Source organism: Pseudomonas sp. LH1G9 (assembly GCF_002949975.1).
Lineage (GTDB): Bacteria > Pseudomonadota > Gammaproteobacteria > Pseudomonadales > Pseudomonadaceae > Aquipseudomonas > Aquipseudomonas veronii.
Genome location: NZ_CP026880.1, coordinates 367,287 through 382,457 on the forward strand (window position 1 = coordinate 367,287; position 15,171 = coordinate 382,457).

At 58.3% G+C, this 15,171-nt stretch carries 13 protein-coding genes and 1 tRNA gene; 8 read left to right on the forward strand and 6 right to left on the reverse strand.

Annotated features, from left to right (window positions below):
* Positions 1–201: 201 nt before the first annotated feature.
* From C5F70_RS01805 to C5F70_RS01820, 4 genes are all read left to right on the forward strand, one after another.
* Entirely contained in the window at positions 202–543 is a 342-nt protein-coding gene (locus tag C5F70_RS01805; RefSeq protein ID WP_003193463.1) for a ribonuclease E inhibitor RraB, read from the forward strand.
* A gap of 447 nt (positions 544–990) precedes the next feature.
* On the forward strand, positions 991–2,400 hold the full coding sequence (locus tag C5F70_RS01810) for a circularly permuted type 2 ATP-grasp protein (protein ID WP_046382394.1): 1,410 nt from the start codon (positions 991–993) through the stop codon (positions 2,398–2,400).
* A gap of 4 nt (positions 2,401–2,404) precedes the next feature.
* Positions 2,405–3,355 (forward strand): alpha-E domain-containing protein, encoded by a 951-nt coding sequence (locus C5F70_RS01815; RefSeq protein ID WP_026140215.1) that lies wholly within the window; start codon positions 2,405–2,407, stop codon positions 3,353–3,355.
* Positions 3,352–4,155: a transglutaminase family protein gene (locus tag C5F70_RS01820; RefSeq protein ID WP_017848508.1), complete on the forward strand. Its 804-nt coding sequence runs from the start codon at positions 3,352–3,354 to the stop codon at positions 4,153–4,155. The genes C5F70_RS01815 and C5F70_RS01820 overlap by 4 nt, the downstream gene beginning before the upstream one ends.
* Before the next feature lies 1 nt (position 4,156).
* Here the strand turns inward: C5F70_RS01820 and C5F70_RS01825 are convergent, their stop codons facing one another.
* Positions 4,157–4,963, reverse strand: coding sequence for a cytochrome c (locus tag C5F70_RS01825; RefSeq protein WP_104902630.1), 807 nt, complete (start codon positions 4,961–4,963; stop codon positions 4,157–4,159).
* Positions 4,964–5,603: 640 nt separating this feature from the next.
* Between C5F70_RS01825 and C5F70_RS01830 the strand changes: the two genes are divergently transcribed.
* The 3 genes from C5F70_RS01830 (at position 5,604) to C5F70_RS01840 (ending at position 9,801) form a co-directional block, all read left to right on the forward strand.
* Positions 5,604–6,809 carry an acetyl-CoA C-acetyltransferase gene (locus tag C5F70_RS01830; protein WP_017848505.1) on the forward strand — a complete coding sequence of 402 codons (1,206 nt, stop codon included), beginning with the start codon at positions 5,604–5,606 and terminating at the stop codon, positions 6,807–6,809.
* A gap of 15 nt (positions 6,810–6,824) precedes the next feature.
* Entirely contained in the window at positions 6,825–8,972 is a 2,148-nt protein-coding gene (locus tag C5F70_RS01835) for a 3-hydroxyacyl-CoA dehydrogenase NAD-binding domain-containing protein (protein ID WP_104902631.1), read from the forward strand.
* Positions 8,973–9,057: 85 nt separating this feature from the next.
* Positions 9,058–9,801: an amidotransferase gene (locus C5F70_RS01840; RefSeq protein WP_104902632.1), complete on the forward strand. Its 744-nt coding sequence runs from the start codon at positions 9,058–9,060 to the stop codon at positions 9,799–9,801.
* On the opposite strand, the gene C5F70_RS01845 is transcribed toward C5F70_RS01840, so the two are convergent.
* From C5F70_RS01845 to C5F70_RS01855, 3 genes are all read right to left on the reverse strand, one after another.
* Complete coding sequence (locus C5F70_RS01845; RefSeq protein WP_026140214.1) at positions 9,779–10,750, reverse strand: magnesium and cobalt transport protein CorA; 972 nt, start codon at positions 10,748–10,750, stop codon at positions 9,779–9,781. The genes C5F70_RS01840 and C5F70_RS01845 overlap by 23 nt on opposite strands.
* Positions 10,751–10,792: 42 nt before the next feature.
* Entirely contained in the window at positions 10,793–11,539 is a 747-nt protein-coding gene (locus tag C5F70_RS01850) for a 1-acyl-sn-glycerol-3-phosphate acyltransferase (RefSeq protein WP_017848501.1), read from the reverse strand.
* 215 nt (positions 11,540–11,754) lie between these two features.
* On the reverse strand, positions 11,755–12,447 hold the full coding sequence (locus C5F70_RS01855; protein ID WP_017848500.1) for a crotonase/enoyl-CoA hydratase family protein: 693 nt from the start codon (positions 12,445–12,447) through the stop codon (positions 11,755–11,757).
* 321 nt (positions 12,448–12,768) lie between these two features.
* Here C5F70_RS01855 and C5F70_RS01860 point away from each other — a divergent pair.
* Positions 12,769–12,858 (forward strand) — tRNA-Ser (locus C5F70_RS01860).
* Between the two features lie 403 nt (positions 12,859–13,261).
* On the opposite strand, the gene C5F70_RS01865 is transcribed toward C5F70_RS01860, so the two are convergent.
* Both C5F70_RS01865 and C5F70_RS30465 read right to left on the reverse strand, forming a co-directional pair.
* The gene (locus C5F70_RS01865) at positions 13,262–13,636 is read right to left on the reverse strand and encodes a hypothetical protein (protein ID WP_104902633.1); all 375 of its coding nucleotides are present in this window, start codon (positions 13,634–13,636) and stop codon (positions 13,262–13,264) included.
* A 127-nt stretch (positions 13,637–13,763) separates the two neighbouring features.
* Entirely contained in the window at positions 13,764–14,945 is a 1,182-nt protein-coding gene (locus tag C5F70_RS30465; RefSeq protein ID WP_158683830.1) for a hypothetical protein, read from the reverse strand.
* Positions 14,946–15,171 lie beyond the last annotated feature (226 nt).

The following is a 15,171-nucleotide window of genomic DNA, read 5'->3' on the forward strand; positions in this document are numbered from 1 at the left end:
TGCCATTCAAGCGCCTCTGGTGGAGGTGATAGCTTCGCGCTACTCTGCAAGTGAGATCAGCGAATGAATCGCTAAGGTCTGGTCTTGTCAGCTACATGCTTGTTTTCCAGCGGTGATGTCATTGCCGTAGTACCCGCGCCAGTAAGGCGTGGGCTTCGGGAAGCACGGAAAGTCTATCCATCGGTTTGAGGAGGACGTTTCATGAGCACAGCCTATCAAGAAGACATCAGCACCAACGTTCTGCGCCGCATGAAAGAAGGCGGCTTCGATTTTTCACGGTTCCACCCCATCGAGTTCTACGCCATTTTCCCGGACGAGGAACGGGCGCGCAGGGCTGCGGGTCGGTTTCGTGGCGAATCCCTGAATGCCCAGGTCAGCGCGCGCGACGATGGCGCCTGGTACCTGGAACTGAGCAAGATCATGTTTGCAACCTACGACGGCATAGGAGACTTCGAGCAAGACTTTGAAGCGGTGGTCGAGCCGCTGGGCGGGATCATCGAAGGATGGGGCGTCAAGCAGGAGGTGCGTGGGTTACCCATGTAGCAGTATGAGAAACACAGCGTATCGGCTGACCTTTGGGTCGGCCGATTTTGTTTGTGGCGTCTGAAATCAGACGCAACTCGCGCTGTATTTCCAGGCAAAAAAAACCACCCGAGTGGGGTGGTCGAAAGGGAAGACCGGAGGAGTCGGTCGATACACGAGATCACACGGTACCGATTGCTCGATGGGTAAGGCTGTAGGACGAGTCCTGTTCAGCAGATGACGGTGATTATCCGCACCGGGGGGCGGGCAGTGAAATCAACACTGGCTATGCTGTTGATAGTCAAAGCCCGCATTGTGATGAAGCGCGCGACAAGACACCGGGCATTCCGCGCACCAGGATGGTGCGCTTAACTCCCCGCTATTATTTAACTCACTGATTTTTAAGTGTTTATGCCGCTGGCACGGGCCTTGCGATGATTCTTGCGTCCGGGTGACAAGGAGTACGGCATGATCCGCACTTATTACGACGAAATGTACGATGGGGCAGGGCAGGTTCGCCCTCATTACCGCGAGTTCGCCCGCTGGTTGGCCGAAACCCCCGCTGAACTGCTGGCCCAGCGCCGGCGTGAAGCCGATTTGCTGTTTCACCGCGCCGGGATCACCTTCACCCTCTACGGGGATGAGCAGGGCACCGAGCGCCTGATTCCCTTCGACACCATCCCGCGCAGCATTCCCGCCAGTGAATGGCGGATTGTCGAACGTGGCTGCATTCAGCGGGTCAAGGCGCTGAACATGTTTCTCGCCGACCTCTACCATGAACAACGCATCATCAAGGCCGGGATCATTCCCGCCGAACAGGTGCTGGCCAACGAGCAGTATCAGTTGGCTATGCAGGGCTTGAATCTGCACCGCGATCTGTATTCCCACATCTCCGGTGTCGATCTCGTGCGTGATGGTGACGGCACTTACTACGTGCTGGAGGACAACCTACGCACGCCCAGCGGCGTCAGCTACATGCTCGAAGACCGCAAGATGATGATGCGCCTGTTCCCCGAACTGTTCGCGGCCCAGCGTATCGCACCGATCGACCACTACCCCAACTTGCTGCTCGACACCCTGAAAAGCGCCAGCCCCCTGGATAACCCCAGCGTGGTGGTGTTGACCCCCGGGCGTTTCAACAGTGCGTTCTTTGAGCATGCCTTCCTCGCCCGGGAAATGGGCGTGGAACTGGTGGAGGGCGCCGACCTGTTCGTGCGCGATGACCGCGTTTTCATGCGTACCACCGACGGCCCCAAGGCCGTGGACGTGATCTATCGCCGCCTCGACGATGCGTTTCTCGACCCGCTGGCCTTCAACCCGGACTCCATGCTCGGCGTCCCCGGCCTGCTTGCCGCCTATCGTTCGGGCAATGTGGTGTTGGCCAACGCGATCGGCACCGGGGTGGCGGATGACAAGTCGGTGTACCCCTTTGTCACCGAGATGATCCGTTTTTACCTGGATGAAGAACCGATCTTGAAGAACGTTCCGACCTTCCAATGCCGTAAGCCCGACGAACTGTCCCACGTATTGGCTAACCTGCCGCACCTGGTGGTCAAAGAAACCCAAGGCTCCGGCGGCTACGGCATGCTCGTCGGTCCGGCTTCCACGGCGGCGGAAATCGAAGCCTTCCGCGCGCGTATCAAGGCCAAGCCCCACGCCTATATCGCACAGCCGACCCTGTGTTTATCCACCTGCCCGACCTTCGTCGAAAACGGTATCGCCCCGCGCCATATCGACCTGCGCCCGTTCGTGTTGTCCGGCAAGGAAACCCGCGTGGTGCCCGGCGGCCTGACCCGCGTGGCGCTGCGCGAAGGTTCACTGGTGGTCAACTCGTCCCAGGGCGGCGGCACCAAAGACACTTGGGTGGTTGAGGACTGATGCCATGTTGAGTAGAACTGCCTCGGATCTGTACTGGATGTCGCGCTACCTCGAACGCGCGGAAAACCTCGCGCGCATGCTCGACGTCAGCTATTCGCTGTCGCTGATGCCCCAGGACGGGCGCGGCGACGGCCTGCATGAACTGGCCATGCCGTTGCTGATCACCGGCACGCTGGACGACTACCACGCGCGACACGGTGAGCTGCACGCCGAACGCCTGCTGCACTTTTTCGCCCTGGACGCGGCCAACCCGGCCAGCATCTACAGCTGCCTCGGTGCTGCGCGGGCCAGCGCCCATGCGGTGCGTGGGCGAATCACGGCCGACATGTGGGAAAACATCAACGCCACCTGGCTGGATATCCGCGACATCGCCCAGCAAGGCTTGAGCCGCTACGGCATGAGCCGGTTCTGTGAGTGGGTCAAGGAGCGTTCGCACCTGTTTCGCGGCGCCACCTACGGCACGATCATGCGCAACGATGCTTTCCGCTTTATCCGTCTGGGCACTTTCATCGAGCGCGCCGACAACACCCTGCGGCTGCTGGACGCACGCTATGAAATGGCTGGCGACCAGGCCGAAGCGGTCAGCGATGGCACGGCCCACGCGTACTACCAGTGGAGTGCCTTGTTGCGCGCGTTGTCGTCGTTCGAGGCCTACACCGAGATCTACCGCGACGCCCCCGGCGCCCGGCAAGTGGCAGAGCTGTTGCTGTTGCGCGCCGATGTGCCGCGTTCACTGCGGGCCTGCAGCGAAGAGATCGACCAGATCCTCGCCAGCCTGCCCGGCCTCAACGGCCGCCCGGCCCAGCGCCTGGCCGCCGAAATGGATGCACGCCTGCGCTTTACCGCCATCGACGAAATCCTCGAGGAAGGCCTGCATGCCTGGCTGACCGACTTTATTCCCTTGGTCCGCCAGTTGGGCGACGCCATCTACAGTTCCTACCTGGAGGCGGCATGAGACTCTCCATCAGCCACGAAACCACCTACCACTACGACGATCAGGTGCGCGCCAGCATCCAGTACCTGCGCCTTACGCCCCACGACAGCGAACGCCAGCACGTACTCAGTTGGCAACTGGATCTACCGCGTCCGGTGCGCGCCCAGGTCGACCCGTTCGGCAATATCCTGCATGTGCTGACCCTGGACGAGCCTCACGACGCCATCATCATCGGTGCCCGTGGCCAGGTCGATATCGACGAGTTGCGCGAGGCTGAGCACGAGAGCCAGTCCGCCTACCCGTTCCTGCGCAGTACGCGGCTGACCGAGCCCGACGAAGCCCTGCGCCGCTTTGCCGAGCAGCATTGCCATCAGCGCCGCGACCGCAGCGCCTTGATCGACCTGATGCACGCGCTCAACCACTCGATGGTCTACACGCCCGGCGCCACGGAGGTCGACACCAGCGCCGCGCAGGCCTTCGCGGGGCGTGCGGGGGTGTGCCAGGACCACACCCACGCGTTCCTGGCCTGCGCGCGCAGCCTGGGGATTCCAGCGCGGTATGTGTCGGGGTATTTGTACACCGAGGACAGCACGCACCTGGCCAGTCACGCCTGGGCCGAAGCCTGGCTGGACGACGCCTGGTACAGCTTTGACGTGACCAACCAACTGGCGCGGCCGGAGCGGCACCTGAAACTGGCCGTGGGCCTGGATTATCTGGACGCCTGCCCGGTACGCGGCATGCGGCGCGGCGGCGGGCATGAGCAGATGCATGCCAAGGTGTCGGTGGCGCCGACGCCGCTGGTTTCGGTGCAGCAGCAATAGCTCAGGGCTGCTGCTTGCGCCCGGCCATATGCTTCAAATACTCCACCAGCAACGCCAGCTCGCTCTCGGGCAACACGCCGACGGCGAAGGCCGGCATTTTCGCTTGGGGCCAGCGCCGCAGGCTTTGTGGGTCGCGGATATAGCGCTTGAGAAAATCGCCGCTGAAATATTCGGTGGGGTTGTAGGGAATGTTCAGGTCTGGCCCTACCTGTGCATCGCCAGCCCCATTGAGGCGGTGACAGGCCAGGCAGTTTTTCTGGAACAGCGCAAAACCTTGGTTGACCGGATCATTCGCACCCAGCTTCGGATCGGGCAGCAACGCCGGAAAACGCTCGGCAACCGTCTTCAACTGCTTGATCCCGGAGATCTGGAACGGCCATTGCTCGGGGCTGATGTGCCCGGCCTGAGGGTTCGTCCACACCAGGTAGAACGGCCCGGCACTCGGCTTGTCGGCGGCCAGCGCGGGCCACGGATCGCTGGGATCTTCCACCGCCAGCCAGGCGCGGGCGCCGTGTGTTTCCAGCAAAGGCGCGGCGCTCAGTTCGGCGGCGAACCCGTCGAGCGCGATGGCCTGCAGATGGTTTTCCGTCTGCAGACCCGGTAGGAGTACCGCCAGCGGGACTGCGCGATACGTCATGCTTCGCTTGTAGGAAACGTCATCAACGATATGCACCGTCTGTGCATCGGGGTGCTTGAGCAGGTCTTCGGTCTGCCAGGTCTTGCTGGTGTGGTCCAGCTCGATGGTCAACTGCGCGGCGGCAACGGGCAGGGCGAGGAACAAGGCGAAGAGGGCGAGGATCGATTTCAAGAGAGAAGCCCGGTGCGAGAAGAAGTGGCGCCTAAGATACCGGAAAATTCCCAGGCAAAACGGCAGCCCCTGCAACGGGACCGCTATACGCAATGTCCCCGCAGGAGCTGCCAAAAACTGCAAGCCTGATGTACAGAATGGCGCGTGTGATTCGTCACCCAAGCACCTTGGTCAGGTTGGGCAAGATCAGAATCAGTGTGGTGGCGAACAGAATAAGTCCCGCCTGACGTATTTTCGAATGCTTGAACATGGCTGACTGCCTTTTGTTGTTATTCCTGAGCGTCAAATGCGTGCCGGTTTATTTCAGTATCGCAACGTGACGTGTCGCTTTTCTTACAGCTGCTCCAGCAAAACCCGGCAGCAACTTCCTACTGAGTGAACCTTAGAGCCCTCGTTCTGCGTGGCTTAGATCCATTTCATATCAACTTGTCATATTTTTTACTGAAAGAGGTATGAGGCCTATCGCCATCTTGGCGCCAATGCCTTGGCTAGACCGCTAAAACGATTAATCAAACGGTTGCACTCATCTGCTACCGTTCGTCCGAGCGAGGGGGTCAAACGCAATGAGCGCATCCGTCATTGAAACCGTGTCAATCGGGCCTAAGGTAAGGGCACACATGCACAGCGGTTCGAGGATGTCATGACCCAAGCTTTGATCTTTGATGCGATACGCACGCCCCGGGGCAAAGGCAAGGCCGACGGTGCCTTGTACAGCGTCAAGCCGGTAAACCTGGTGGCGGGTTTGTTGACGGCGCTGGCCCGGCGCAGCGACCTTGATACCCGTCAGGTCGATGACATCGTCCTTGGCTGCGTCACCCCCGTGGGCGACCAGGGCGCCGACATCGCCAAGACCGCCGCGCTGGTGGCGGACTGGGACGTCTGCGTCGCCGGTGTCCAGGTCAACCGCTTCTGCGCTTCGGGCCTGGAGGCCGTGAACCTGGGCGCGATGAAAGTGCGTTCCGGCTTCGAAGACCTGGTGGTGGTCGGTGGCGTCGAGTCGATGTCCCGCGTGCCCATGGGCAGCGATGGCGGCGCCTGGGTGCTCGATCCGCAAACCAATCTGCACAGCCATTTCACGCCCCAGGGCATCGGCGCGGATTTGATCGCGACCCTGGAAGGCTTCAGTCGTCAGGACGTCGACGCCTTCGCCCTGCATTCCCAGCAGAAAGCGGCCCGGGCGCGCGCAGACGGTTCCTTCAATAAGTCGCTGATCGCGGTGCAGGACCAGAACGGCCTTGTGCTGTTGGACCACGATGAATTTATCCGTGCCGACTCCACCCTCGAAGGCCTGGGCAAGCTCAAGCCCAGCTTCGAGATGATCGGGCAGATGGGCTTCGACGCCACCGCGCTGCGGGTCTATAGCCATGTCGAGCGGATCAACCATGTCCACACCCCCGGCAACAGCTCCGGTATTGTCGACGGTGCCGCGTTGATGTTGATCGGCTCCGAGGCCAAGGGCCGCGAGCTGGGCCTGCAAGCGCGGGCGCGGATTGTCGCCACGGCGGTCACCAGCACCGACCCTACCATCATGCTCACCGGCCCGGCGCCAGCCACGCGCAAGGCGTTGGCCAAGGCCGGGCTGCGCGTCGAGGACATCGACCTGTTTGAGGTCAACGAGGCGTTCGCCTCGGTGGTACTCAAGTTCATCAAGGACATGGGCATCGACGCCGCCCGGGTCAACGTCAACGGCGGCTCGATCGCCATGGGCCACCCGCTGGGCGCTACCGGTTGCGCGATCCTCGGCACCTTGCTCGACGAACTGGAAGTGCGCCAACAACGCTACGGCCTGGCCACCCTGTGTGTCGGCGGTGGCATGGGCATCGCCACCATTATCGAACGCCTCTGAGCCCAAGGAATTGTCATGACCCAAGCCATTCGTTACGAAAAAGGCCAGGACCAGATCGTGGTCCTGACCCTCGACATGCCTGGCCAGAGCGCCAACACCATGAACGCTGTGTACCGCGAGGCTATGGCGGCCACCGTGGCGCGGCTGCAAGCGGAAAAGGACGGGATCGCCGGCGTGGTCATCACCTCGGCGAAGAAGACGTTCTTTGCCGGTGGCGACCTCAATGAACTGATCAAGGTCGACAAGGCCCACGCCAAGGAATTTTCCGACAGTGTGCGGGTACTGAAGGCGCAACTGCGCAGCCTGGAAACCCTTGGCAAACCGGTGGTCGCCGCCATCAATGGCGCGGCCCTCGGCGGTGGCTGGGAGATTTGCCTGGCGTGTCATTACCGGGTCGCGCTGGACGACCAGTCGCTACAACTAGGGCTGCCGGAAGTCACCCTGGGCCTGCTGCCGGGCGGCGGTGGCGTGGTGCGGATGGTGCGCCTGTTGGGCTTGGAAAAAGCCCTGCCGTATTTGCTCGAAGGTAAGAAGATCCGCCCACGGCAGGCCCTGCAAGCGGGCTTGATCGACGCGCTGGCAGCGGATCGCGACGAACTGCTGGCCAAGGCCCGCGCCTGGATTCTCGCCCATCCCGAGGCCGCGCAGCCTTGGGACAACAAGGCTTACCAGATCCCCGGAGGCACGCCGTCCAGCCCGAAAGTCGCGCAGATGCTCGCCATCGCGCCCTCGATCCTGCGCAGCAAAACCAATGGCTGCTTGCCGGCGCCGGAGAAAATTCTCTGCGCGGCGGTGGAAGGTGCCCAGGTGGATTTCGACACCGCGCACCTGATCGAAACCCGCTACTTCACCGAATTGGTCACCGGGCAGGTGGCGAAAAACATGATCGGCACCTTCTGGTTCCAGCTCAATGACATCAACGCCGGGCGTTCGCGCCCTGAGGGTTTTGCGCCTTACCTGACGCGCAAGGTCGGCGTGCTCGGTGCCGGGATGATGGGCGCGGGGATCGCCTATGTCAGCGCCTGTGCAGGCGTTGAGGTGGTGCTCAAGGACATCAACCTCGCAGCCGCCGAGAAAGGCAAGGCGCACTCGGCCACACTGTTGGACAAGAAGGTCAGTCGTGGGCAATTGACCGCCGAGCAGCGCGAAGCCACCTTGGCGCGTATCCATCCTACGCAGTCTGACGCCGACCTGGCCGGCTGCGACTTGATCATCGAAGCGGTGTTCGAAGACCGTGAGCTCAAGGCCAGGGTCTCTGCGGCCGCGCAAAACGTGGTCGGCCCGGACGCGGTGATCGCTTCCAACACGTCCACCTTGCCTATCAGTGGCCTGGCCACGGCGGTGCCGGATCAGGCCAAGTTCATCGGCCTGCATTTCTTCAGCCCGGTGGACAAGATGCCCCTGGTGGAAATCATCAAGGGTACACAGACCTCGGACGAAACCCTGGCCCGTGGTTTCGACTTCGTCCTGCAAATCAAGAAAACCCCGATTGTGGTCAACGACAGTCGCGGCTTCTTCACCTCGCGGGTGTTCGGCACGTTCACCAACGAAGGCATTGCCATGCTCGGCGAAGGCGTGGCTGCGCCGATGATCGAGACCGAAGCGCGCAAGGCCGGTATGCCGGTGGGGCCGCTGGCGGTGTCTGACGAAGTGTCGCTTAGCCTGATGAGCCATATCCGACAGCAGACAGCCAAGGATCTGCAGGCCGAAGGTAAAGCCGCGCCAACCCATCCGGCGACGCAGGTGATTGATCTGTTGGTCAACGAATACCAGCGCATGGGCAAGGCGGCGGGGGGCGGTTTCTATGAGTACCCCGCAGGTGGGCAGAAGTATTTGTGGCCGGAACTGAAAAGCCGCTTCGAACGCCCCGACCAACGCATTTCAGCGCAGGACGTGCGCGACCGTTTGTTGTTTATCCAGGCCATCGAAACCGTGCGCTGCGTGGAGGAGGGCGTGTTGATGTCCACCGCGGACGCCAACGTCGGTTCGATCTTCGGTATCGGCTTTGCGGCGTGGAGTGGTGGCGCTTTGCAATTTATCAACCAGTACGGCTTGAACGACTTTATTGCACGGGCGCGCTACCTGGCCGAGCAGTATGGCGAGCGCTTCTCGCCGCCGGCGTTGTTGCTGCAGAAAGCCGCACAGGGTGAAGTATTTCGGTGATCGATGCGGGGCTTGCTTTGCAGGTACATTTCAAGGCAGGCTCTGGAGGTGTTCAATATTCCCATCGCCGTGTCAGGTATTTTTTATGTCGCTACGCGTCTGCATCCTGGAAACCGATATCCTGCGTCCAGGCTTGATCGATCAGTACCAAGGTTACGGGCAGATGTTCAAGCGCCTGTTCTCCAAGCAGCCGATCCCGGCCGAGTTTGTCGTGTACAACGTGGTGCAGGGTGAATACCCGTCGGATGACGAGGTGTTTGACGCGTATCTGGTAACCGGCAGCAAGGCCGACTCGTTTGGCACCGACCCTTGGATTCAGACGCTCAAAACCTACCTGCTCAACCGCTATGAGCGCGGCGACAAGTTGTTGGGCATCTGTTTCGGTCACCAATTGTTGGCGTTGCTGCTAGGCGGCAAGACCGAGCGCGCCGGCCAGGGCTGGGGCATGGGCATCCACGATTACAAAATCGATGCCAAGGCGCCGTGGATGAGCCCTGAGGTACCGGAGCTGACGTTGTTGATCAGCCACCAGGACCAGGTGACCACCTTGCCGGACAATGCCACGGTCATCGCTTCCAGCGAGTTTTGCCCGTTTGCGGCGTACCACATCGGCGATCAGGTGCTGTGCTTCCAGGGGCACCCCGAGTTCATCCACGACTATTCCCGCGAGCTGTTGGAGATTCTTCAGACGACCTTGGGCGAGAAGGTCTACAAGAATGGCGTGGCTAGCCTCGAGCGCGACCACCACGGTGTGACCGTGGCGGAGTGGATGATGCGCTTCGTCGCGCACAAGCCTGAAGCCAAGGTTAAAGCCAGCCCGAACGCTTGAAGCTGGCCCACAAGCCGCTGCACCCTACGGCGATGAACCCCAGCACGCCAAAATAACCGTAATGCCATTGCAGCTCGGGCATGTTCTGGAAGTTCATCCCGTAAATCCCCGCCACCGCCGTGGGGAACGCCAGGATCGCTGCCCACGCGGCGAACTTGCGCTGCACCACGCTCTGGCGCGACGCCTCCAGCAACACACCGATCTCGATGGTCTGGCTGGCGATGTCGCGCAGGGTGGCCAGGTCTTCCATCTGCCGTGTGACGTGGATTTGTACATCACGAAAATACGGGCGCATGTTCTTGTCGATGAATGGAAAACTCAGCTTCTGCAGCTCTTCGCTGATCTCCACCATCGGTGCCACGTAGCGGCGCAGGCTCAGCACGTCACGGCGCAGGCTGTGGAGGTTCTGGATATCGTGCTCATTGAGTGAGCTGCACAGCACGTTGCGCTCCAGCTCATCGATCTCGGCGTGGATCGCCTCGCTGACCGGCTGATAGTTTTCGGTGACGAAATCCAGCAGTGCATAGAGTACGAAATCTTCCCCATGCTCCAGCAACAATGGCCGTGCCTCACAGCGCTGGCGCACCAAACCGTAGGACGCCGAGTGCCCGTTGCGCGCCGTGATGATGTAGCCGTTGCCGGCAAAGATATGGGTTTCGATAAACACCAGCTTGCCGTTCTCGCGCACCGGAGAATAAGTGACGATAAACAGCGCGTCGCCGAAGGTTTCCAGCTTGGGGCGGCTGTGTTTTTCCAGGGCGTCTTCGATGGCCAGTTCATGCAGGTTGAACTGGCGTTGCAGGTTGCCCAGCTCGCGAGCGTCGGGCTCTTCCAGGCCGATCCAGACAAAATGCCCGGGTTTGGCGGCCCAGGCCGCGCCTTCGTCGAGGGTGATATCGGTAACTTTCTTTCCGGCGCTGTAAACAGCGGCCGCAACAACTCTACCCATGGTGCCGATCACTTCTTATCAGGGGAACAGATGTTGGGCAGCTTAGCTGGAAGCGAGTTCTATTGTTATGGCACTTTGCAGTTCGTGGTCCATCGCCTTGATGCATTCATCCATCTGCGCGTAGCAGGCTTGCATCAACGCCGGGATGTCATCCACAGTCAGGCCGGTGGTAGGAATCGGCGGCAGCGAGCGTATGTGTACATCGCCACTGTTCCAGCGATTGAGTTGCATATGGGTGACGTAATTGCTCACGCACACCTGCACGATGGGCACGCCGGCGGCAATCGCCATGTGGAACGCGCCTTTCTTGAACGGCAGCAGGCCCTTGCCCAGGTTGCGCGTGCCTTCCGGGAAGACCCAGATCGACGTGTCCTTATGCTGCAGCGTCCGGGTGGTGGTGAGCATCGCGCGGCGTGCCTTGTACGCATTGCCGCGGTCGATCAGCACGTTGCCCGCCAGCCAGAACAACTGGCCGAACAACGGCACCCATTTCAGGCTTTTCTTGGCGATACACACGGTGCGGTGCGGCACCACGGTGCCCAGCACAAACAGGTCATAGTTGGACTGGTGGTTGGCGATGATCAGACAACTGCCGGGTTTGTTGCGCAGCGAATCGACATCGGCCTTGACGCGCAGCCCCAGTATTCGCATCGCCGGCAGCGCATACAGGCGCGCGCACAGACGGCTGTTGTCCGGGTTGAACGGCCGACAGATCCCCAGCAACACGCCCAAGCCGCCGGCGAGGATAAAGTGCAGGCCCATCAACGACATACGCAACAGAAACAGCATCGACACGGCACCATCGAGACAAAAGGTGGCGCAGTGTACGGATGTACACTGTATTCGGCAATTGCCCCGATAGAGGTAGGAGATAGGCGATGTTTAAGTACATGTTTCAATAAGTGCCAGCAGGGGCAGACTAGAGCGGCCAAGGATTAGTCGGTTGTTTTTGTAAGAAAAAGCCCGACTCAAGGTCGGGCTTTGATACGGCACATGCAGGCGGCTTAGCTCAAAATATGGCCCTGGTCCTGGATGATTGCTTCATCCAAGGCTTCGAGCAGGGCTTTGCGCACTTTCAATTTGGTCTGCTTGTGGGCGTTCATATTGAGCTTCTTCAACTGCCGCGCCGCTTCCAGTGCCGCCGTGTGCAACGCTTCCGGCGCCACCACCTTGTCGAGGAAACCGGCTTGCAATGCGCCTTGCGGGTCGAACATCTCGGCGTTGATCACCGAACGCTGAAACGCCGACTTGCGCAGACGATCGCGCGCCAATTCGATCCCCGCATGGTGCATGGTCATGCCGATCGCCACTTCATTCAGGCCAATGCTGAACGGGCCCTCGACCCCGATCCGATAATCCGCCGACAACAGCAGGAACGCGCCCTTGGCCACCGCATGCCCAGGGCATGCGACGATCACCGGGAACGGATGCGCCAACAGGCGCCGCGCCAGCGTCGAGCCCGACGTCACCAGGCCGATCGCCTCTTTAGGACCGGCGGTCATCACTTTCAAATCATAGCCACCCGACAGAATCCCCGGCGTTCCGGTGATGATCACCACCGCCCGATCCTTCTCGGCCTGATCCAGCGCTTCATTAAATGCACTGACCACCGCCGGAGAAATGGCATTCACCTTGCCGTTGCTCAAGGTCAGGGTCGCGATACCGTCTTCCAGGTGGTAAGAGATCAACTCACTCATGACGTGGTTCCTTGTAGGACTTGTTATAGAGGTGCATGCGCAGACGTTACTCACCACGCCCGGCCTGGTAAAGCGCTGTGACTGACTGGCCAGTCAGGCTTTCCTTCTATAACCCGGCGGTAAACCGCCCGGGGCAGGGCGCAGCAACCGTCCCAGACGCGTGCCGCCGATGCCTGAGAATGGCAGAATCATCGCCCTCGCCTGGCCCGTCACGGAATACCGGTCTAACCGCATGAAAATTCTGAAAAAAACCTTTGCCATCAGCAAGTCTTTCGACTACATTAGCGCGCCTCGACAGACTGAACTGGTTTGACGAGATACGGTGAAGTGTCCGAGTGGCTTAAGGAGCACGCCTGGAAAGTGTGTATACAAGAAATTGTATCGAGAGTTCGAATCTCTCCTTCACCGCCAAATTTGAAACGACTAAACCCCTGAAAACGTTAAAGTTTTCGGGGGTTTTGTGTTTTTAGGGTGGCAAAAAAGGCCCATATGGGAACATCCATGGGAATATGGGCTGCTGGATTGCTCGCGCTTGCCCCATTAAGGGGCTTCGTCACCAACGGGTGACTGCAAGCCCAGAGTTTGCTGCAGCATGCCGATAACGTGTGTGCCGTCCTTCTTACTCCACATGCCGTAGTGCAACTGGATCATGTTCGCGCTGATGTGGCTCATTTGCTCGGAGATCTAGTCCGCCAGGGCCACTCCGGCGGTCAGTAACTGGCTTGTGCAGGCGTGGCGGTATTGGCCTGGCCTGCGATAGCCAACTCCCTCGGGTCTCAAATGTACCTTGAAGAAAGAGCCCTTCTAACGGTTATCATTTCAATGCAGCTATCGTTTCAGCTACTTCTGCCTCAAGCACAGGGTCTTTGGCTCCGCTGTTTTTACTCCACTCCTCCAGCAGTGACCTCAACAAGCGAATGGTTAGGTGTTTGTATTCTGGGAAATGGCGCAGCTCATAAATGTAGGCTTGTTGACTTACGCGTTTTAGCTGACCAGCGGCATCCGAACCACTGCTGATGGTTCGTAGAAGGTGGTGATATCGCTCGTATCGATGGTTGCGCAGCTCATCTCTTTGAACAGTCACATATCTAAACGCCGAAAACGCAAGGACACCCACGGCTATTAGCAGCGAAAGAATAGTGGCAATAGTTCCAATATCAGCTAGGTGGTCCGTGAAAAATTTTCCCATTTTGTATTAAACTCTTGGTTAGGACAAAGATTCATTGTGTAGAAGTAGAGTGCGAAATGAAGATGGGATAAAATCGCGATCCGAAAACATATTTTTCCTTCTTGTTGGTGGGCTCTGTTGACGGAATTCAATCTGACAAGGGAACCGTGAGTTGATACCAGTTATGGCTAGGGGTAGGTAGACTTAACTCTATCATCATTCGCAAGTTTTCTGCGTCTATCGATTGATTTTCAAGAAGGAGCTTCAGTTGCGCTGTCTCTTTGGTTTGTTGTTCAGATAATTTTCGCTGAACAGATAATTGTTCGCGTAGCAAATTCTCAGTTATTTTTTGAGATGTTGAGTTTCCATCATCGATGCTTTGCGATGCTGAGATTTGCCACCAAGTTGCTGCAAACGAAATTATCGCTGATAGTATGACCGTCCATTTTGTCCAGTTCAGGCTTCTTTTAGCCTGGTCGAACGATTTATTTGCATGGTTCTGATCGTCTTTGGCCTTTTGAATCCAGCCTGGAAGAATGTCGGCTACTATTGTCTGGTTAAGCCCACTAACGATTTCGAGCAGCGCATTTATGCGAATGTTGGTATCACGTGAATTCTCCACACTTTCTAGCGTAGCCCTTCCAAGCACCGTTTCCTCTGGGGACGTAATATAGGGTTCGAATGTTTTATGGGCGGAGCCTAGCCGGCCGAGAGTGTAATCTTCAGCAAGTGGTCGTAATGTATCTGCAACTCTCTTTAGGTCAGATGATACGTTGAAGTCTGACAGTTCAGCTGCAGTTCTTAGAGTTTCAGACGCGGAAATAGATTCGCGAATGTCTGTCAGTGCAGACATTTGCTCTTGGAGCTTTTTTACCGCGCTTTGTCCAAGGAAACTATAACTGTTGTCAATGGATTTGCGCATTTCATCGAGTACTTTTTTGCTGCGTAGAGCCTCTTTTTCCTTGCCGATCTGCACTGCACCTCCAAGTTCTATGAGTCCCGGTTGTGCAGGTAAATCCCTCAATTCACTTTTCTTAGCAATCATCGAGTTTAGCGCGAAAAGATCAGTATCTATTAATTTCTCAAAGTCTTCATCTGATAGTGTGGCGTTCACTAGCTTGCTTTGTTCACGGCTTACTAGTCTTTGTAGAGCAATTCTTCCTAGTTCCATTGGTTTATTACTATCGAAATGCTTCCAGTCGCCGCGATTTGCACTTCGGACATATAACGGTCCCAGCGATGTCTTAACTTCTGATTTTTCAGGTATAAGATCAGAAAGTAACAGCTTTTTTGACGTTGTTTCCGGCGGTGCGGCGTTTTTTTTGTCCATCTAAATTGGGCCTTTACTAGTGAGTTTTTAGGCTGTGTCTCGAGATTCTACAACACCGGCTAGGTGATTTTGGACAGGTATATCTAGAAATTTCAGTATAGGAGTGACTGTCTCAGTTTTCTCGCTCACTAGCTGTTATTGACTCGTTTTTCTTAGAGCTTGAGCGCTAACTGCAGCATACCAACTACGTCTGGTCCGTCCTCATTAATCCAGGTTCCATAGTGTT